The sequence below is a fragment of the Microbacterium sp. CFBP9023 genome (assembly GCF_034045055.1).
Taxonomy (GTDB): Bacteria; Actinomycetota; Actinomycetes; order Actinomycetales; family Microbacteriaceae; genus Microbacterium.
Window position 1 is genome coordinate 2,022,424 of the sequence record NZ_JAXCWI010000001.1, and the last position, 19,356, is coordinate 2,041,779.

19 protein-coding genes are annotated in these 19,356 nt (G+C 69.5%); 13 read left to right on the plus strand and 6 right to left on the minus strand.

What is annotated here, in order from left to right; genetic code table 11:
* Positions 1 to 8: 8 nt before the first annotated feature.
* Entirely contained in the window at positions 9 to 437 is a 429-nt protein-coding gene (locus SOM10_RS09885; protein ID WP_320489647.1) for a DUF1761 domain-containing protein, read from the plus strand.
* Here the strand turns inward: SOM10_RS09885 and SOM10_RS09890 are convergent.
* A complete protein-coding gene (locus SOM10_RS09890) occupies positions 434 to 883 on the minus strand; it encodes a VOC family protein (protein ID WP_320489648.1) in 450 nt (149 codons plus the stop codon). The genes SOM10_RS09885 and SOM10_RS09890 overlap by 4 nt on opposite strands.
* Before the next feature lie 155 nt (positions 884 to 1,038).
* On the opposite strand from SOM10_RS09890, the gene SOM10_RS09895 reads away from it, so the two are divergent.
* Positions 1,039 to 2,295, plus strand: a complete 1,257-nt coding sequence (locus tag SOM10_RS09895; protein WP_320489650.1) for a hypothetical protein — start codon at positions 1,039 to 1,041, stop codon at positions 2,293 to 2,295.
* Positions 2,296 to 2,938: 643 nt separating this feature from the next.
* Here SOM10_RS09895 and purQ read toward each other — a convergent pair.
* The 3 genes from purQ to SOM10_RS09910 form a co-directional block, all read right to left on the minus strand.
* The gene (purQ, locus tag SOM10_RS09900) at positions 2,939 to 3,646 is read right to left on the minus strand and encodes a phosphoribosylformylglycinamidine synthase subunit PurQ (RefSeq protein WP_053098585.1); all 708 of its coding nucleotides are present in this window, start codon (positions 3,644 to 3,646) and stop codon (positions 2,939 to 2,941) included.
* Positions 3,643 to 3,891 carry a phosphoribosylformylglycinamidine synthase subunit PurS gene (gene purS, locus SOM10_RS09905; RefSeq protein ID WP_053098586.1) on the minus strand — a complete coding sequence of 83 codons (249 nt, stop codon included), beginning with the start codon at positions 3,889 to 3,891 and terminating at the stop codon, positions 3,643 to 3,645. Before purS ends, purQ begins: the two co-directional genes overlap by 4 nt.
* Before the next feature lie 80 nt (positions 3,892 to 3,971).
* Positions 3,972 to 4,502: an adenine phosphoribosyltransferase gene (locus SOM10_RS09910; protein WP_053098587.1), complete on the minus strand. Its 531-nt coding sequence runs from the start codon at positions 4,500 to 4,502 to the stop codon at positions 3,972 to 3,974.
* A 181-nt stretch (positions 4,503 to 4,683) separates the two neighbouring features.
* On the opposite strand from SOM10_RS09910, the gene SOM10_RS09915 reads away from it, so the two are divergent.
* From SOM10_RS09915 to SOM10_RS09935, 5 genes are all read left to right on the plus strand, one after another.
* A complete protein-coding gene (locus SOM10_RS09915) occupies positions 4,684 to 5,991 on the plus strand; it encodes an ABC transporter substrate-binding protein (protein ID WP_072590620.1) in 1,308 nt (435 codons plus the stop codon).
* Positions 5,992 to 6,103: 112 nt separating this feature from the next.
* Positions 6,104 to 7,210, plus strand: a complete 1,107-nt coding sequence (locus SOM10_RS09920) for a carbohydrate ABC transporter permease (RefSeq protein ID WP_053098589.1) — start codon at positions 6,104 to 6,106, stop codon at positions 7,208 to 7,210.
* Positions 7,207 to 8,097: a carbohydrate ABC transporter permease gene (locus SOM10_RS09925; RefSeq protein WP_053098590.1), complete on the plus strand. Its 891-nt coding sequence runs from the start codon at positions 7,207 to 7,209 to the stop codon at positions 8,095 to 8,097. Before SOM10_RS09920 ends, SOM10_RS09925 begins: the two co-directional genes overlap by 4 nt.
* A 5-nt stretch (positions 8,098 to 8,102) precedes the next feature.
* A complete protein-coding gene (locus SOM10_RS09930; RefSeq protein WP_320489654.1) occupies positions 8,103 to 9,539 on the plus strand; it encodes a GH1 family beta-glucosidase in 1,437 nt (478 codons plus the stop codon).
* Positions 9,540 to 9,595: 56 nt separating this feature from the next.
* Positions 9,596 to 10,591 (plus strand): LacI family DNA-binding transcriptional regulator, encoded by a 996-nt coding sequence (locus SOM10_RS09935; protein ID WP_056276469.1) that lies wholly within the window; start codon positions 9,596 to 9,598, stop codon positions 10,589 to 10,591.
* Between the two features lie 97 nt (positions 10,592 to 10,688).
* Here the strand turns inward: SOM10_RS09935 and SOM10_RS09940 are convergent, their stop codons facing one another.
* A complete protein-coding gene (locus SOM10_RS09940) occupies positions 10,689 to 11,492 on the minus strand; it encodes a DUF1266 domain-containing protein (protein ID WP_320489655.1) in 804 nt (267 codons plus the stop codon).
* 116 nt (positions 11,493 to 11,608) lie between these two features.
* On the opposite strand from SOM10_RS09940, the gene SOM10_RS09945 reads away from it, so the two are divergent.
* Positions 11,609 to 12,274, plus strand: a complete 666-nt coding sequence (locus tag SOM10_RS09945; RefSeq protein WP_320489656.1) for a TetR/AcrR family transcriptional regulator — start codon at positions 11,609 to 11,611, stop codon at positions 12,272 to 12,274.
* A 34-nt stretch (positions 12,275 to 12,308) separates the two neighbouring features.
* Here SOM10_RS09945 and SOM10_RS09950 read toward each other — a convergent pair whose 3' ends face one another.
* Entirely contained in the window at positions 12,309 to 12,965 is a 657-nt protein-coding gene (locus SOM10_RS09950; RefSeq protein ID WP_053098594.1) for a GntR family transcriptional regulator, read from the minus strand.
* A 174-nt stretch (positions 12,966 to 13,139) separates the two neighbouring features.
* Here SOM10_RS09950 and SOM10_RS09955 point away from each other — a divergent pair, with 174 nt between their 5' ends.
* From SOM10_RS09955 to SOM10_RS09975, 5 genes are read left to right on the plus strand one after another with little or no spacing between them, the layout of a single operon-like run.
* Positions 13,140 to 14,417, plus strand: a complete 1,278-nt coding sequence (locus tag SOM10_RS09955; protein WP_320489659.1) for an NRAMP family divalent metal transporter — start codon at positions 13,140 to 13,142, stop codon at positions 14,415 to 14,417.
* 4 nt (positions 14,418 to 14,421) lie between these two features.
* Positions 14,422 to 15,186 (plus strand): LamB/YcsF family protein, encoded by a 765-nt coding sequence (locus tag SOM10_RS09960; protein WP_053098596.1) that lies wholly within the window; start codon positions 14,422 to 14,424, stop codon positions 15,184 to 15,186.
* A gap of 1 nt (position 15,187) precedes the next feature.
* Positions 15,188 to 15,988, plus strand: a complete 801-nt coding sequence (locus tag SOM10_RS09965) for a putative hydro-lyase (protein WP_320489661.1) — start codon at positions 15,188 to 15,190, stop codon at positions 15,986 to 15,988.
* A complete protein-coding gene (locus SOM10_RS09970) occupies positions 15,988 to 17,577 on the plus strand; it encodes an urea amidolyase family protein (protein WP_320489662.1) in 1,590 nt (529 codons plus the stop codon). The genes SOM10_RS09965 and SOM10_RS09970 overlap by 1 nt, the downstream gene beginning before the upstream one ends.
* Entirely contained in the window at positions 17,574 to 19,286 is a 1,713-nt protein-coding gene (locus tag SOM10_RS09975; RefSeq protein WP_320489663.1) for an acetyl/propionyl/methylcrotonyl-CoA carboxylase subunit alpha, read from the plus strand. Before SOM10_RS09970 ends, SOM10_RS09975 begins: the two co-directional genes overlap by 4 nt.
* Positions 19,287 to 19,356 lie beyond the last annotated feature (70 nt).

A 19,356-nucleotide genomic window follows, 5' to 3' on the forward strand; every position in this document is an offset into this window, starting at 1 on the left:
AGGCTGTCATGGTTCCCGAGATCAACTACTGGGCCGTTCTGCTCGCGACCGCCTCGAGCATGATCGTCGGCTCGATCTGGTACGCGCCGAAGGTGTTCGGCACCCGCTGGTCGAAGCTCGCGAACGTCGACATGGACCGTCCGGGGGCGAGCGCGACGATGGCGATCATCACCACCGTGATCGTGAGCTTCGCGACGGCGTGGGTGCTCGCCGGAGCATCCGCGATCGCCTGGCACTTCTACGAGGGATCGTTCTTCTGGGCCGCCGTCGTCACCGGCGTGCTGCTGTGGGCCGGGTTCACGGCCGCGCGGTTCATCACGCACGACGCCTTCGAGGGCCGCCCGACGGCGTTGACCACCATGAACATCGCACACGAGATCGTCACGATCGTGGTCATGGCCGTGATCATCGGCGTCTGGCCGCCGGCTCTCGGCTAGCTCGCCGCGGCATCCTTCGTGAGGTCCTGCGCGAACATGACGAGGATCCCGCTCGGGCCGCGCAGATAGGTGAGCCGGTAGACGTCCTGGTAGTTCGCGACTCCTCGCAGCGGGTGATATCCGTGCCGGGCAGCGATGGCCAGGGACTCGTCGATGTCGTCGACGGAGAACGCCACCCGGTGCATCCCGATCTCGTTCGGCAGGGTCGGCTCGGTCTCGATCGCGTCGGGATGGATGTATTCGAACAGCTCGAGCTGACCGTGGCCGTCGGGTGTCTGCAGCACGGCGATCTTCGCGTGGTTGCCGTCGAGGCCGACGGCGGTGTCGGCCCATTCGCCACTGACCTCGTCCCGACCGAGCACGGCGAGGCCGAGATCGGTGAAGAAGGCGATCGTCGCCTCGAGGTCGCGCACGGCGATGCCGACGTTCTCCAGTGTGATGGGCATGGCTCGCATGCTACTCGCGGGGCGCGACACGCCGGGCGCCTCGAAAGACTAGACCTTCGCCACTTCCGCCGAGACTTCCTGGTATGCCAGCATTTTGCACGTGACCTCCTGGTCGCCTGCGGTCGCCGACTGCGGTTCGGACCGAGGGGGTCTTCATGTCGGGTTCATCGCGCCGTTCAGCGCCATGGATGCTCGCCGCCGCACTCATCGCCGCCGCGATGGTCGCGGGCGTGACCACCGCGGCCTCCGGTGATGCCCCCGCCGACGACCCGACCGCCGCACCGGATCCGACTCTGTCGGTCGCCCTCGCCTACGAGTTCCTCGATGCGCGCGTCGACGAGTTCTGCGACGGCGCGGGGCACTGCCTTCCCCGCAGCTATCAAGGAGGCTTCTTCACCGACCTGCCGACCTGGGACTTCACCCCGTCGTTCGTCTACGACGACGCCCTCGTCGTGATCGCGTACACGGCACGCGGGCTCCCCGACGACATCCGTCGGGCGCGGACCATCGGCGACACCCTGCTCTTCGTGCAGGCGAACGACCCGATCGGCGACGGCCGAGTGCGCACCTCGTACGAGCCGCACGGCATCCGTCAGGGGAGGGTCGAGATCACCGGCCCCGGCACGTTCACCGGCAACCAGGCCTGGACCGGTATGGCGCTCGCGCGTCTCTTCCACGCGACCGGTGACTCGAAGTACCTCGCCGGGGCGGTGCAGATCGCCGAATGGATCCAGAACAACACCGCCGACATGGTGCGAGCGCCCTTCGGATACACCGGCGGCCAGCTCGAGAACGGCTCGTCGCTGGAGTGGAAGTCCACGGAGCACAACAGCGATATCGCCGGCTTCTTCACGCAGCTCGCACAGCTCACCGGCGACTCCGTCTGGGCCGATCGGGCGGGCGTCGCGTCGGCCTTCGTGGCCGCGATGCAGAGCGCCGACGGCCATGTCGACACCGGCACCCTGCTGGACGGGTCGACGGTCAACACCCGCCCCATTCCCCTCGACGCGCAGACCTGGAGCTCGCTCGCCACGCGCGACCCCCGCTACGACACCTCGCTGGACTGGACGCTGACCCACCTCATCGCGACGGACGGGCAGTATCAGGGCGCGTCGATCAGCGACGCCGACGTGTCGAAGGTGTGGTTCGAGGGATCCGGCCACCTGGCGCTCGCTCTCACGCTGCGCGATGCGCCCGGTGACGCCGAGCGCGTGGAGTCGCTGCTGAGCAGCATCCGCCTCGGTCAGCGCGACGCGCCCAACGGCGACGGCAAGGGGATCGTGGCGACGTCGACCGACGGCCTCGACTCGGGCTTCGGCGACCTCTACTACGCCAGCCTGCACACCGGTGCGACGGCCTGGTACCTGCTCGCCGCCGCAGGCGACAATCCCTTCGCGCTGCCCGTCGGCTGACCCGTCGCGCGCCGTCACCACTGCCGCCACGTCGGGCGCGGTGCGGGGTCACTAGTGCACCTCCAGCGCGGTGCGGGGTCACTAGTGCACCTCCGGCGCGGTGCGTGGTCACTATTGCACCGGATTCGGGTGATTCGGATGCGGAACTGGCCCCGGCTGCGGGCGCGGTGCGGAACTGGCCCCGGCTGCGCGAGCGGGATCGGAACTGGCCCCGGCTACGCGAGCGGGTGCGGAACTGGCCCCGGCTGCGCGAGCGGGTGCGGAACCGACCCCGGCTGCGCGAGCGGGATCGGAATTGGCCCCGGCTGCGCGAGCGGGATCGGAATTGGCCCCGGCTGCGCGAGCGGGATCGGAACTGGCCCCGGCTGCGCGAGCGGGTGCGGAACCGACCCCCTCGGTGCTGGGGCCGGCGTCATCGCGCCGGTGCGGGGCCAAAAGCGCATCCTCCGCTGATGCGGGGCCAATAACGCATCCGAAACCGGCGATTCGGGTGCAGAACTGGCCCCGGCTGTGCGCGCGGGTGCAGAACTGGCCCCGGCTGTGCGAGCGGGTGCGGAACTGGCCCCGGCTGCGGGCGCGGTGCGGAACTGGCCCCGGCTGCGGGCGGGGTGCGGAACTGGCCCCGGCTGCGCGCGCCTACCGCTTACGCGGCGACGCGGGCGACGGCGGCGATCGCGCTGGTGAAGAAGTCGACGCCGTCGATGCCCGAGCGCATGGCGGCCGAGGTGTCGGGGCCGAAGCCGGCCTCGGTCGCGTGCTCGGGGTGCGGCATGAGCCCCACGACGTTGCCCGCCTCGTTGGTGAGTCCGGCGATGTCGCGCAGGGAGCCGTTCGGGTTCACGCCCGCATAGCGGAATGCCACGAGGTTCTCGCCCTCGAGACGGTCGAGCGTCTCCTCGTCGGCGATGTACCCGCCGTCGGCGTTCTTCAGCGGGATCGTGATCTCCTGGCCCGTGCGGAAGCGGTTGGTCCACGCGGTGTCGGAGTTCTCGACGATCAGCTTCTGATCGCGCCGCACGAAGTGCTGGTGGTCGTTGCGGATCAGCCCGCCGGGCAGCAGGTGCGCCTCGACCAGCATCTGGAAGCCGTTGCAGATGCCGAGGATCGGCATGCCCTTGGCCGCGGCGTCCTTGACCTCCGCCATGATCGGCGAGAGCGCGGCGATCGCACCGGCGCGCAGGTAGTCGCCGTAGCTGAAGCCGCCGGGCAGCACGAGGGCGTCGACGCCCTCGAGATCGTGCGAACCGTGCCAGAGGGCGACCGGCTCGGCGCCGGCGATGCGCACGGCGCGCTGGGCGTCGCGGTCGTCGAGCGAGCCCGGGAAGGTGATGACGCCGATGCGCGTGGTCACTCGGCGACCTCGATGCCGACGACGTCCTCGATCACGGAGTTGGAGAGCACCTCATCGGCGATGCGGCGGGCCTCGGCGAGGATCTCGTCGGTGACCTCGCCTTCGACGGTGAGCTCGAAGCGCTTGCCGATGCGGACATCGGAGAAGCCCTCGACGCCCAGACGGGAGAATGCGCCGGACACGGCCTTCCCCTGCGGGTCGAGCAGTTCGGGCTTGGGCATGACGTCGACGACGATGGTGGGCATGAACGGCTCCGGAAGTCGCGGGCGGACGGGCGTGTCCAGTCTACCGGCTCGGGACTCGCCCGATTCCCGGGTGACGGGGCTCAGGCGTGGAAGACGGTGTGCAGGTCGCCGATCGCCTCGCGGCCGCCGAGACCGTCGATCTCGAACAGCACGGAGATGCCGACGACGTGGCTGCCCAGGCGCTCGACCAGTTCGCGTCCGGCGGCGAGCGTGCCCCCTGTGGCGAGCACGTCGTCGATGAGCAGCACGCGGGATCCGGCGGGCAGATCGTCGTGCATCTCGATCGTCGCGGTGCCGTATTCGAGGGCGTAGTCGACGGATGCCGCGGGGCGGGGAAGCTTGCCGGCCTTGCGGATCGGGATGAGGCCGACGCCTGCGGCGATCGCGGCCGCTCCGGCGAGGATGAAGCCGCGTGCCTCGATGCCCGCCACGACGTCGAACTGTCCGGCGAACGGCGCGATGATCGCATCGGTGGTCGCCTGCAGAGCCTCGGCGTCGGCGAGCAGCGGGGTGATGTCGCGGAAGATGATCCCCGCCTCGGGATAGTCGGGGATGCTGCGGATCAGGGATTCGGCGCGGACGAGGGCGGGGGAGAGATCGGTGTCGGGCACCGGTCAAGGCTACGCGAAAGGCTCGGGCTTGACACCGTGGGAGCGCTCCCATAGAGTCACTGGACAGTGCATGGGAGCGCTCCCACAGGAATCCTCACGGGAAGCCATCACGGAAAGCCCACGCACGACCCCGAGCACCACCCGCACCACCACTGCACGACCCACCACAAAGGAGTGAACTGTGAACACACGTGCCCGCAAGCGGATCCTGACGACAGCAGCCGTCGCATCCGTCTCCGCCCTGGCCCTCGCCGGCTGCGCCTCCGCCGATGCCGGCGACAGCGCTTCCGGTGACGAGAAGGTCACACTGACCGTCACCACCTTCGGTACCTTCGGATACGACGACCTCTACGACGAGTACGAGAAGGCGAACCCGAACGTCACGATCGAGGCGACCAACATCGACACCGGCGGCAACGCCCGCACCGACGCGTTCACGAAGATCGCAGCCGGCTCGGGTCTCAGCGACGTCGTCGCGATCGAGGAGGGGTGGCTCGGCGCGATCATGGACGTCTCCGACACCTTCGTCGACCTGCGCGACTACGGCATCGAAGACCGCAAGTCCGACTGGGTCGACTGGAAGTACGGACAGGCGACCGACGCCGAGGGCCGCGTGATCGGCTACGGCACCGACATCGGCCCGAGCGGCATCTGCTACAACGGCGCCGCCTTCGAGGCGGCCGGCCTGCCCAGCGACCGCGAGTCCGTCGCCGAGCTGCTGAACGGCGACTGGGAGAACTACTTCGCGGTCGGCGCCGAGTACACGGCCAAGACCGGCAAGGCCTGGTACGACCACTCGGGCTTCGTCTGGAACGCCATGGTCAACCAGCTCGACGAGGGGTACTACACCTCTGACGGCGAGCTGAACGTCGAGGACAACGCCGAGCTGAAGGAGCGCTTCGAGCTGCTCGGGGCCGCGACCGAAGGCGGTCAGTCCGCTGCACAGACCGCGTGGGACTGGAACGGCGGCAAGTCGTTCGTCGACGGCACCTTCGCCACGTTCGTCTGCCCGGGCTGGATGCTCGGCGTCGTGCAGGGCCAGGTCGAGGCCGGCGGCGGCGACGCCTCCACCGGCTGGGACTTCGCCGACGTCTTCCCCGGCGGCGCAGCCAACTGGGGCGGCGCATTCCTGTCGATCCCCGAGAGCTCGCAGCACAAGGAGGCCGCGGCCGACCTCGCCGACTGGCTGACGCAGCCCGAGCAGCAGGTCAAGCAGTCCGCCGCCGCGGGCAACTTCCCGTCGACGATCAAGGCGCAGGAGACCCTCTCGTCCGAGGCGACTCCGAACGCGTTCTTCAACGACGCACCCACCGGTGCCATCCTCGCCGAGCGCGCCAAGGGCGTCGTCGCCCAGTTCAAGGGCGCCGATGACTCGGTGATCCAGGAGAACGTCTTCGGTCCGGCCCTCAGCGGCCTCGACCGTGGCGAGACCGACACCCAGGGCGCCTGGGATGCCGCGGTCGAGCTCCTGAACGAGCTGGTCGACTGACCCAGCCACCGCATCCGTTCCGGTCGCAGTTCGTGCCGCGCCGCCTTCACCGGGGCGGCACGGACTGCGACCGGAGCACCACGGAAGCCCGGAACAGGACCAAGGAAGAGTCATGACCCTCACGCATGAGCGCTCGGAGACGGCATCCGCGTCGTCGAACGACGCGAAGAGCCCGAAGACGGATGCCGCGGCTCGGCGTCCCTGGCGGCACCGCATCTCGCGGTTCGACCAGAACGCCTCCCCGTACTTCTACATCTCGCCGTTCTTCCTGCTCTTCGGGCTGGTCGGACTCTTCCCGCTGCTCTACACGGTGTGGGTGGCCGTGCACGAGTGGGACCTGCTCAAGGGGCAGGGCGAGTTCATCGGCGCCGGGAACTTCGTCGAGATCCTCGGCGACCCGATGTTCTGGAACTCGATCTTCAACACCCTGAGCATCTTCCTGCTGTCGGCGATCCCGCAGCTCGCGGTCGCCCTGGTGATCGCCTACCTCCTCGACCGCGGCCTGCGTGCCCCGACGTTCTGGCGCATGAGCGTTCTCATCCCGTTCGTCGTCACCCCCGTCGCCGTCGCCATCATCTTCTCGAGCATCTTCAACGAGGCCGACGGCCTCGCCAACAACCTGCTCAATCTGATCGGCATCGCCGACCAGGAGTGGAAGCACAACACGGCCCTGTCGCACCTCGCGATCGCCGTGATGGTGAACTTCCGCTGGACCGGCTACAACGCCCTCATCCTCCTCGCCGCCATGCAGGCGGTGCCGCGCGATCTCTACGAGTCGGCAGCCCTCGACGGAGCCGGCGCTGCCCGCCGGTTCTTCTCGATCACGATCCCCACGATCCGCCCGACGCTGATCTTCGTGATCATCACGGCGACGATCGGCGGTCTGCAGATCTTCGCCGAGCCGCGGCTGTTCGACGTCTCGACCGCGGGCGGCATCGGCGGCAGCGACCGGCAGTTCCAGACGACCGTGCTGTTCCTGTGGGAGCTCGCCTTCTTCCGCCGGGACCTCGGCGAAGCGTCCGCCGTCGCCATCCTGCTGTTCCTGCTCATCGTCGGCATCGGCGTCATCAACTTCCTGATCTCCCGACGCATCTCGACCGGGGATGCTCCGAAGAGCCGCGCCGCGCGCCGACGAGCCCGCACCGCCGCTGCCGCGGCAGCCGCGACGGCCGCCGCCGGCACGACGATCGCCACCACGACCGAGGAGAATGCGCGATGACCGCCACCCAGGCGCTGAGCGTCCCCGAGAAGATCCGCCGCCGTCGAGGCGCCGTGGGCGGCAACGCCGGGATCGGCAGCCGCCCCGGCTTCCTCACCTACGGCCTGCTCGCCGCGTTCATCATCGGCAGCGTCTACCCGCTGTGGTGGTCGGTCGTCGTGGCGAGCGGCACGAACGCCACGCGTGGCGAAACCCTGCCGCTGATCCCCGGCGGCAACTTCTTCACCAACGCCGCCAAGGTGTTCGACGCGATCCCGTTCTGGCTCGCTCTGGGCAACTCGTTCCTCATCTCGGCGATCATCACGGTCTCGGTCGTCACGTTCTCGACGCTGGCCGGCTATGCCTTCGCCAAGCTGCGCTTCAAGGGCCGCGACGGACTGATGATCTTCGTGATCGCGACCATGGCGATCCCGACGCAGCTCGGCATCATCCCGCTGTTCATGCTGATGCGGGAGCTCGGCTGGACCGGATCGATCGGCGCGGTCATCGTGCCGACCCTGGTCACCGCCTTCGGCGTCTTCTTCATGCGGCAGTACCTGGTCGACGTGATCCCGGACGAGCTGATCGAGGCGGCGCGGATGGACGGCGCGAACCAGTTCCGCACGTTCCTCACCGTCGGCATCCCGGCCGCTCGTCCTGCCATGGCGATCCTCGGCCTCTTCACCTTCATGACGGCGTGGACCGACTACCTCTGGCCGCTGATCGTGCTCTCCCCGCAGAACCCGACACTGCAGACGGCCCTCAGCCAACTGCAGTCCGGCTATTACATCGACTACTCCATCGTGCTCGCCGGTGCGGTGCTCGCGACCCTTCCGCTGCTCGTCCTGTTCGTCGTGGCGGGTCGGCAGCTGGTCAGTGGCATCATGGCGGGCGCGGTGAAAGGATGACCCCTATGACCCGTGCCTTTCCCGAGAACTTCCTGTTCGGCGCCGCGACAGCGGCGTACCAGATCGAAGGGGCGGCTTTCGAAGACGGGCGCACCGCGTCGATCTGGGATGCCTTCAGCAGGGAGCCCGGCGCCGTGATCGGCGGCGACAACGGCGATGTGGCGTGCGACCACTACCACCGCTATCCGCAGGACGTCGCTCTCATGAAGGAGCTCGGGCTGCAGACCTACCGCTTCTCGACCTCGTGGTCGCGCGTCCGGCCCGACGGCGGCGCGGTCAACGCGAAGGGCGTCGACTTCTACGAGCGCCTGGTCGACGAGCTGCTCGCGAACGACATCCTTCCCTGGCTGACGCTCTATCACTGGGACATGCCGCAGGCGCTGCAGGAGACCGGCGGGTGGACCAACCGTGACACCGTCGCCCGCTTCCTCGAGTACGCCGGCACGATGCACGACGCCCTGGGCGATCGGGTGAACGTGTGGACGACCCTGAACGAGCCGTGGTGCTCGTCGTTCCTCTCTTATACCGGCGGCGAGCACGCTCCGGGTCACACGAGCGTCGCCGAGGGTCTGCTCTCGGCGCACCACCTGCTGCTCGCCCACGGCGAGACGGTCCGTGAGCTGCGTGGCCGGGATGCGAGCCTGAATCTCGGCATCACGCTGAACCACACGGTCGCAGACCCCGCCGATCCGACCAACCCCGCAGACATCGACGCCGCGCGTCGCGTCGACGGCCAGTTCAACCGGTGGTTCCTCGACCCGATCTACCGGGGCGTCTACCCGGACGACATCATCCGGGACATCCGGTCGGTGGATGCCGATGCCGTCGCCCGCTTCACGGATGCCGTGCACGACGGCGACCTCGACGTCATCTCTCAGCGCATCGACACGCAGGGCGTCAACTACTACCACGGCGACTTCGTCTCGGGTACGGCTCCCGCCCCTGAGCGGACCCCGCTCAGCGGCGGCCCCGCGACCGACCGGGTCGGTCGGAGCCCGTATCCGTCGAGCGAGGGCATCCACCCCGTCGAACGCGGACTGCCGCGCACGGCGCAGAACTGGGAGGTGCAGCCCGAGGGGCTCACCCGCCTGCTGCAGCGCGTGTGGACCGAGTACGCCGAGCCCGCCGGAACCGTGCTGTACATGACCGAGAACGGTGCCGCCTATGACGACGTCGCGGTCGTCGAAGACGGTGAGACCCGCGTGCACGACGAGGACCGCACCGAGTTCCTGCGCCTGCACCTGGCCGCCGTGCTCGATGCGGCGGATGCCGGCGTCGACGTGCGCGGCTACTTCTACTGGTCGATGTTCGACAACTTCGAGTGGGCCTGGGGCTACGACAAGCGGTTCGGCATCGTGCGCGTCGACTACGACACCCAGGAGCGGAGTCTGAAGGACTCCGGTCGGGAGTACGCTCGCATCATCGCCGCTCGCGCTCTCTGACGCCGGGCGGCGTCACCAGGGAGCATCCGGCCTCGCCGCCGGACGGAGGGAGAGTCGTGTCGTCACGAGCGACCATCGAAGAGGTGGCATCGGCCGCCGGAGTCTCACGGTCGACGGTGTCACGCGTCGTCAACGGGTCGACGGCGGTGAGTCCTGAAGCCCTCGAGTCGGTGAAGCGGGCCATCGAGGAGCTCAGCTACGTGCCCAACCGCGCGGCTCGCTCACTCGCGTCCCGACAGACCCACGCGATCGCCCTGATCGTGCCCGAGGACACCACGCGGTTCTTCGGAGATCCCTTCTTCGCGGCGATCGTCGCGGGCATCACAGGGGCGCTCCGCGGCTCGGACTACCTGCTCAACCTGCTGATCGCGAGCGACGACCCCGGCGACAAGATGACGAGCTTCGTGCGCAACGGCGGTGTGGACGGCGCGCTCATCGTCTCGCACCACACGAGCGACGCGTTCATCGACCGGGTCGCCGATGCCGTGCCCGTGGTCTGGGGCGGCAGGCCGGTGCGCATCCGCGAGGGCGACTACGTGGTCGACGTCGACAACGTCGCCGGCGCCCGCACCGCCACCCAGCACCTGATCGAGACCGGTCGCACGCGGATCGCCACGATCTCCGGGCCCATCACGATGGTCTCCTCCGTCGACCGTGTGCAGGGCTTCCGCGGGGCACTGGCCGATGCAGGGCTCTCGCCGTTCGCCGAGGAGGCCGGTGACTACAGCGAAGCCAGCGGAGCGGATGCCGCGCGCCGCATCCTCGCGGCGGGGCGTCCGGATGCGATCTTCGTCGCCAGCGACCTCATGGCCCGTGGCGCGCTCACGGCGCTGCGCTCGGCCGGCATCCGTGTTCCCGAGGACGTGGCGCTCGTCGGGTTCGACGACTCGTCGGTCGCGCTGAGCACCGACCCGCCGCTGACCACCATGCGGCAGCCCATGTACGCGCAGGGGGAGGCCATGGCCGGAGTGCTGCTCTCGCGCCTGGCCGGGCGCGACCCGGCGCACACGACGATCCTGCCGACCGAACTGGTGGTGCGCGCCTCGTCGTGACCTCGCGCGGGCCGGGATCGAACGGGTGCGACCGAAGAACACGGATGCGGACCATACGCCCCTCCAGGTCGGTCCGCATCCGTGGGTCTTCGGGCGATCAGCCGATCCGGTCCCGTGACCGCTGATCGATCGTCGCGGGCCACGGCATCGTCGCCCACGGGCCGTTGCGCTTGGGCATCACTGCCGTCGCGAAATCCGTCCACACCTCGCCGTACTTCTCGAACGACTCCGCGTCGAGGTTCCCGTCGCTCCAGTGCATGACCCGTCCGGCGATGTAGCTCAGGCCGAAATCGACCCATGACACGAACGACGGGCGGGTGTCGACGTTGATCCGGTGGATGATGCGGCGGGCCTCTGCGACGTCGGCGTATCCGAGCGCGACACCCCACGTCGTCATCGCCACGGCCTGACCGAGCGCATACGCGTCGAGAGTGCGCACATACACATCGGGCGTCACGACATCTTTCCCGACTCGTCTGCGCACCTCGCGCTCGATGCGCTCGATGCCGGCCACGAACGGCAACGCGTCGCGCGCATCTCCGCCTTCGGCGACGATCCCCGCGAGCCACTCCCGCGTGGTCGGCACACGCCCGAGGGCGGTGTCCAGGTCGTTGCGGACAGCCAGACGGAGCATCCAGGCCTGGCGTCGACGTCGCACGGTGCTGAGGTGGTCGATCATGCCGAGCCAGTCGTCACGGGAGCGGATGCCCCACGTCTCGGCGACGAGCGCCCTGTCGTCAGGTCCCAGAGAGGGGGCCGTCGGGTCGTTCCAGGGCCCGGACGGGAGGGAGCTGATCTGCAGCAGGCCCAGCGCGATCTCGTTCGCCTCGGTGTCGGTGGTGGAGAACCGCTCGGATGGCGCGAGCCTCTGGGGACGCGTGAACCATGATGTCGGGCTCATCACACTCCTGAGGGTGGGGCCTGGGGCCGCTCATAGCTTGAACAGCTATTCAGTCGCTAATATATAGCCTCCGGGGGGAAATCCGAAGTCGTCCGATGCTGGGGAGCGGGACACCGATGGCACGTTCAGACGAACACAACCGGGCCGCGCGGGAGCGCGCCCGCGAAGCCATTCTCGAATCGGCCATCATCCTGTTCGCCGAACGTGGGGTCTCCGGCGCGAGCATCGCCGAGATCACCCGCCGCGCCGGGGTCGCGCAGGGACTCGTGAGCTACCACTTCGGCGGCAAGGACCAGCTCGTGGCCGCCGTGATCGACCGCTGGTACGAGGCGCTCTTCGCGATCCCGCAGGTCGAAGGGCCCGCCGACGTCCGGCTCGCCGGGATCATCGACGGTGCTCTCGCCGCCACCGGTTTCGCCCTCCCGGTGCAGCGAGCGGTGTTCGCGATGCAGCAGCAGCCCAGCACCCACCGCATGTTCGCCGAGGCCGAGACCCGGTTCGCCGAGCAGGCGACCGCATCGGAGAACGCCGTCCGCGAGATCTTCCGCGAGAGGGGTGCCGCCGATCCTCCGCTCGAGGAGATCATGCTGCGCACCACCCTCGAGGGCGTCTTCATGAAGTACGCCGTCTACGGCGACACCTACCCGCTCGAAGACGCCCGACGCTGGGTGCGGCGTCTCTACGGCCTGCCCCAGCCCGAGGCGCCGCTTCCGCTGCATCTCGCGCCCCGGGATCCGGACGCGAGGACCAGGGCGGCGGGGGCTCTGCGGGACGAGGAGTGACCGAGCTGCGGCCGACCCTCCATCGCGGACGGCGTCAGCCCAGCTGCATCCGGGCGAAGGCCCCGAGCACCACGCGCTCGGACTGCACGAGGTAGCGCTCGAGCTCGGCCGCACCGGCCGCCGCACCGCGGGCGAGGAAGGTGTCGAGCACCGCGCGGTTCTTGCGCACGAACGGCTCGTGCAGCGAGCGAGGATCGTCGATCTTCAGGAACGCGAGTCTCAGCTCTGCCGCGAGGTCACGGTAGGTGCGGGCCAGACGGGGGCTGTCCGCGAGCGACACCAGGGCGACATGGAACGCCATGTTGGCGCTGCCCACCGCGCGCCACGTCTCGGCGTCGTCGAGGAGTGCGTCGTGCGCCGCGGCCTCGGCGGCGAGCACGGCCTCCTGCATCTGCTGGACCGCCGGATGCTCCGGCTCGGAGTGCAGGAGCGCGGTGCACTCGATGATGCGACGTGCGCGATAGATGTCGATCACGTCGGCGATCGACGGCGAGGCGACGGAGACGCCCCGGTGCGGCACGTGCTCGAGCAGACCCTGCTCGGAGAGGGCGCGGAACGCCTCGCGCAGCGTGTTGCGTGCCACGCCGAAGTGCTCCGCGATGGCCGATTCCGACAGTCGGGAACCGGGTGCGAACGCGCCGTCGATGATCTGCTGTCGGAGCGCATCGGCGAGCATGCCCTGCTGGTTCATGCCTTCATCGTAGGCGGCGGCCTGAGCGGATCGTTCGAGGAAGCATCTCCGCCATCACGCGAATGCAACTCGGCCGTAGCACAGCGGAAACAAAGTTGTTGAACAATATTGCTCGATCCGTTCTACACTGGGTGTCACTCGACACCCACCAACGACGATGGGAATCCCCCCGCAATGTCAGAGAACACCGCAGCCCCGCTGCCCGCCGAAGACGAAGTCCGGCTCTCCGCCGCCAAGAGACGCGCCGGCCGCAGCGCCGTGATCGGCGCCATCTTCCTGATGGCCACCAGCGCCATCGGTCCCGGGTTCATCACCCAGACGGCCACCTTCACCGCGACGATGGGGGCGGCCTTCGCGTTCGCGATCCTCGTCTCGATCCTCGTCGACATCGCCGTGCAGCTGAACGTGTGGCGCATGATCACCTCCTCCGGCATGCGCGCCGGGGAACTCGCCAACAGGGCCATCCCGTTCTCCGGGCACGTGATCGCCGTGCTCGTCGTCATCGGCGGCCTCGCCTTCAACATCGGCAACATCGCGGGTGGCGGCCTGGGCATGAACGCGCTGCTCGGCATCGATCCCAAGCTCGGCGGAGCGCTGACCGCCGCCCTCGCGATCATCATCTTCCTCATCAAGAAGGCCGGTCCGGTGATGGACATCGTGCTCGTCGTGCTCGGCATCGGCATGATCGTGATGACCGTGATCGTCGCGGTGATCGCCCAGCCGCCCATCGGCGAGGCGCTGCGCCAGACGTTCGCGCCGGACGAGCTCAACTTCGCCACGATCACCACGATCGTCGGCGGAACGGTCGGCGGATACATCACCTACTCGGGTGCCCACCGCTACCTCGACTCGGGTCACACGGGTCCCGAGCAGGCGGGTCCTGTGATGCGCGCCGCGGCGAACGGCATCCTCGTCACCGGCATCATGCGCTACGTGCTGTTCCTCGCGATCCTCGGCGTGGTCGCCTCGGGCGTCTCGCTCGACCTGTCGAGCCAGGCCGCGAACCCCGCGGGACAGGCCTTCGGCGCCGTGCTCGGCGACGCGGGACTCCGCATCTTCGGCGCGATCTTCTGGGCCGCCGCGATCAGCTCGGTGATCGGCGCGGCATACACGTCAGCGACCTTCCTCTCGACCTTCACGAAGAAGCTCCGGGGCGGGTGGCCGCTGCAGCTGGCCACCGTCGCCTTCATCGTCGTGTCGCTGATCGTCTACCTCTCGATCGGCACGGCGCCGGCCGCGATCCTCGTCTTCGTCGGCGGCTTCAACGGGCTCATCCTCCCCATCGGCCTCACGGTGTTCATGTACATCGGCTGGTTCCGCCGTGACCTGCTCGGCTCGAAGAAGTACCCGCTGTGGCTGCTCATCGCCGGCACGCTCGTGACGCTGCTGACCTGGTACATGGGCATCGTCTCGGTCGGCCCCATCTTCGCCTTCCTCGGAATCGGAGCGTGACCCCATGACATCGATCGACCTGAACTCCGACCTCGGCGAGAACGTCCCCGACCGGGTGGTCAGCGACGACGAGAGCATGCTGCGCCTCGTGACGAGCGCGAACGTGGCGTGCGGGTTCCACGCGGGCAGCCCCGAGGGCATCCGATCGACTCTCGAGAGCGCCGTGGCCGGAGGCGTCGTGATCGGCGCGCACCCCGGCTACCGCGACTACGAGAACTTCGGCCGCACGAAGGTCGAGATCGACTCGGCCACCCTGCAGGCGCACGTCGAGTACCAGCTCGGTGCCCTGATCGGTCTTGCCGCAGCCGTCGGTGGCACGGTCGCCTACGTCAAGCCGCACGGAGCGCTCTACAACACGATCGCCCGCGACGAGCGGCAGTCGAAGGACGTGGTGGCGGCGATCCGCGCGATCGACCCGAACCTCGTGCTGCTGGGTCTGGCCGGAGGCGTCGTGCTCGACGTCGCCGAGCGTGCGGGCCTGCAGATCGCGGCCGAGGCCTTCGCCGATCGGGCGTATCAGCCCGACGGCCAGCTCGTCTCACGAACCGAGGCGGGCTCGGTGCTGCACGACCCCGTCGCGGTCGCCGAGCGCATGGTGCGCCTCGCCGGCGAAGGAGTGATCCGCGCGATCGACGGCACCGACGTGCCCGTCAGCGCGCAGTCGATCTGCGTGCACGGCGACAGCCCCGGCTCGGTGGCCATGGCCGCCGAGACCAAGCGGATGCTGCAGGACGCCGGCATCACGATCGCACCGTTCGCGGGAGTCTGAGATGACCGTTCTCGCCACCCCCGACCAGCTCGCCGCCGCGCGGGCAGCGCGAGCCGCCATCCGGGCGGGGCACGCCGCGCCGACCAGCGGCGTCGCCGTCGGACTGACGCAGGCGAACCTCATCTCGGTGCCCGCGGACTGGGCATTCGAGACGCTGCTCTTCGCGCAGCGCAACCCGAAGCCGTGCCCCGTGCTCGAGGTCATCGAACAGGGCGAGGTGGAATCGCGGCTCGCCCCGGGCAGCGACATCCGCACGGACATCGGCCGGTACCGCGTCTGGCGCGACGGCGAACTGGTCGACGAGGTCTCCGATGCGACCGAGGCGTGGGAGGAGCATCCCGACCTCGTCTCGTTCCTGATCGGATGCAGCTTCACGTTCGAGTCCGGGCTCGTGCAGGCGGGCATCCCGATCCGCCATCAGGAACTCGGACGCAACGTTCCGATGTACCGCACCGCAGTGACTTGCACCCCCGCGGGCAGGCTGAGCGGCGAGATGGTCGTGTCGATGCGACCGATCCCCGCGGACCGTGTGGCCGATGCCGTGCAGATCTCCGGCCGCACCCCCGCCGTGCACGGGGCCCCGGTGCACATCGGCGACCCGGCATCGCTCGGCATCGCAGACCTCGCCCGCCCCGACTTCGGCGATGCCCCTGAGGTGCGCGAGGGCGAGGTGCCGGTGTTCTGGGCGTGCGGCGTCACCCCGCAGGCCGCCATCATGGCCTCGAAGCCGCCGTTCGCCATCACCCACGCGCCCGGCTACATGTTCATCACCGATGTCCCCGATGCGGAGTACCTGGTCTGATGCGCATCCTCACGGCATCCGACCACGCGCTTCTCGTCGAGGCGGCCGACCTCGACGAGGCGATGCGTCTGAACCTCGCGTGGGACGGCGTGCACGGCGTGGTCGAGCGCATCCCCGGCGCTCGCACGGTGCTCGTGCGGTTCGATCCGCTGGCGGTGTCGGCCGCCGATCTCGCCCGCGCGCTCGCCGCGACCGAGATCGACACCGCTCATCTGCCGGCCACGGGCGAGGTCACCGTTCCGGTGCGGTACGACGGAGAGGACCTCGACGAGGCGGCATCCCTGCTGGGTGTCTCGGCATCCGAGCTCGTGAACCGCCACCTCGCCGCCGAGTGGACGGTCGCCTTCTCGGGCTTCGCCCCCGGCTTCGGGTACGTGGTGAGCAGTGATCCGCTGTTTGATGTGCCCCGCCGCTCGTCGCCCCGCACCCGTGTGCCGGCCGGATCCGTGGCCCTGGCCGGCCAGTTCACCGGCGTGTACCCGCGCGAGAGCCCCGGCGGATGGCAGCTCATCGGACGCACGGATGCCCTGATGTGGGACGTCGATCGCGACCCACCTTCGCTGCTGTCGCCCGGCACGACGGTGCGGTTCGAGCAGGTGCGGGCGCAGGCCGTGATGTCGGACAACGCAGACGATCGTGCCGACGCGCGGCGCGTCACCGAGCGAGACGCCGCGGCGAGCGCGACGGACCCGGGTTGTCCGGCGTCCCCGGCCGTCGAGGTCGTGCGTCCGTCGATGCAGCTGCTGGTGCAGGATGCCGGTCGTCCGGGATTCGCGGCGCTCGGCGTCTCAGCGTCCGGTGTCGCCGATCGCCGCGCCATGCGCGAGGCGAACCGCGCAGTGGGCAATGCGAGCGGCGCGGCGGTGCTCGAGAGCGTCGGCGGTGCCGTGCTGCGATTCCGGGGCGCCGGGGTCGCCGCTGTCACGGGCGCTGTCGGGACGCTCGACCTGATCGACGCGGACGGTGTGGCGCGTCGCATCGCCCATGGCGCGCCCTTCGCCACCGTCGAGGGCGACGAGCTCACGCTGGGGCATCCGACCAGCGGGCTGCGCTACGTCATCGCGGTCCGTGGCGGAGTGGCCGTCGACACGGCGCTCGACAGCCGCGCGAGCGACACCCTCGCCGGGCTCGGGCCCGATCCGCTGGCTGCAGGAGACGTGCTGCGCATCGGCGATTCCGCACGGCATCCGGTCGAGCCGGAGGTCACCCCGCGCACACTGCCGGCATCCGGTGACGTCGTCGACCTCGAGATCACCCTCGGCCCTCGGGACGACTGGTTCACCCCCGCAGCGCTCTCGACGCTCGCCGGCCAGGAGTGGACCGTGACCCCGCGGTCGGACCGCGTCGGCATCCGGCTCGAGGGCGACAGGCCCCTCGCGCGCTCCGTCGGGGGCGAGCTGCCCAGCGAAGGGGCGGTCACCGGGGCGATCCAGGTGCCGCCTGACGGTCAGCCCGTGCTGTTCCTCCCGGATCACCCGCTCACCGGCGGGTATCCGATCATCGGCGCCCTCACCGATCGCAGTCTCGACCTCGCCGCGCAGCTGCCGCCCGGCGTGCGCATCCGTTTCATCGTCAAGGAGACCTCATGACCAAGGTGCTGATCGCGAATCGCGGAGAGATCGCCGTGCGCGTCATCCGCGCCTGCGCCGAAGCCGGGTACACGTCGATCGCGGTCTACGCCGACCAGGATGCCGATGCTCTGCACGTGCGGCTCGCCGATGAGGCTGTCGGACTGGGGGGAGACACCGCTGCGACGACGTATCTCTCGATCGATGCGCTGCTGGACGCCGCCCGCACGAGCGGAGCGGATGCCGTGCACCCGGGCTACGGATTCCTCTCGGAGAGCGCGGAGTTCGCGCGGGCCGTCGAGGGTGCGGGCCTCATCTGGATCGGCCCGTCGCCCGACAGCATCGATGCGCTCGGCGACAAGATGACCGCGCGCCGGATCGCGCAGCGCGTCGGGGCCCCCCTGGCCGCCGGCACCGATCAGCCGCTCGCCGGCCCCGAGGAGGCCGTGGCCTTCGCCGAGGAGCACGGGCTTCCGATCGCGATCAAGGCGGCGTTCGGCGGAGGCGGCCGGGGGCTGAAGGTGGTGCATGAGCTGTCGGAGGTCGCGGATGCCTTCGAGGCCGCGACGCGCGAGGCCATCGCCGCCTTCGGGCGGGGGGAGTGCTTCGTCGAGCGCTTCCTCGAGAGCCCGCGCCACATCGAGGTCCAGGTGCTCGGTGACGGACTCGGCGGCGTCGTGGTCGTCGGCGATCGAGACTGCTCGATGCAGCGACGCAACCAGAAGCTCATCGAAGAGGCACCCGCGCCGGGCCTGTCGAGGGATCAGCGCACGCGGTTCCACGACGCGGCCAGGGCGATCTGCGCCGAGGTGCAGTACCGCGGCGCAGGAACCGTCGAGTTCCTCCTCGCGGCCGACGGCACGATCTCCTTCCTCGAGGTGAACACCCGACTCCAGGTGGAGCACCCCGTCACCGAGGAGGTCACCGGCACGGATCTCGTGCGCGAGCAGTTCCGCATCGCCTTCGGCGAGGGGATCTCGTTCACCGAGACGCCCATGCCGACCGGGCACGCCTTCGAGTTCCGGATCAACGCCGAAGATCCGGGTCGCGGATTCCTGCCCAGCCCCGGTCGTGTCGAGTCCCTGCGGATCCCCGGCGGACCCGGTGTGCGCTGGGACAGCGGCATCGAGGCGGGCGACGTCGTTCAGCCCGCCTTCGACTCGATGATCGCGAAGCTCGTCGTGCATGCCGACGACCGCGACGCGGCCCTCGTGCGGGCGCGTCGGGCGCTGCGCGAGCTGGTCGTCGAGGGGCCGGCCACGGTCATCCCGTTCGATATGCTCGCGCTCGACGACGAGGCGTTCGCCACCGAGACCTTCGCGGTGCACACCCAGTGGATCGAGAGCACCCTGCTGCCGCGCCTCGAGCCGCAACTGCGTCCCGCCCCCGCACCGGATGCCGCTCTCCAGCGCTTCCCCGTCGAGATCGACGGGCGCCGTGTCGTGCTCGGGCTCCCGATGGCGCTGCTCGCGGGGCTCGGCGGCCTGGCGGATTCCGGAGGTGCGCCCGCCGCATCCGATCCGACCGAGCTGCGTGCTCCGGCACCGGGAACGCTCGTGCGGTGGCTCGCAGACGACGGGGCGAGCGTCGCCGAGGGCGATCCGATCGCGGTGCTCGACGCCATGAAGATGGAGACCACGGTCACCGCCCATCGTGCCGGCACGCTGTCGCACCGCGTGGAGCTCTCGGCCTCGGTCGCGCCCGACGCGGTGCTCGCCGTCATCGCCTGAGAGCTACCGCGCCCTGACACAGAGATCCCGGATGCCGCCGCAGCGGCATCCGGGATCTTCGCGTTCGCGA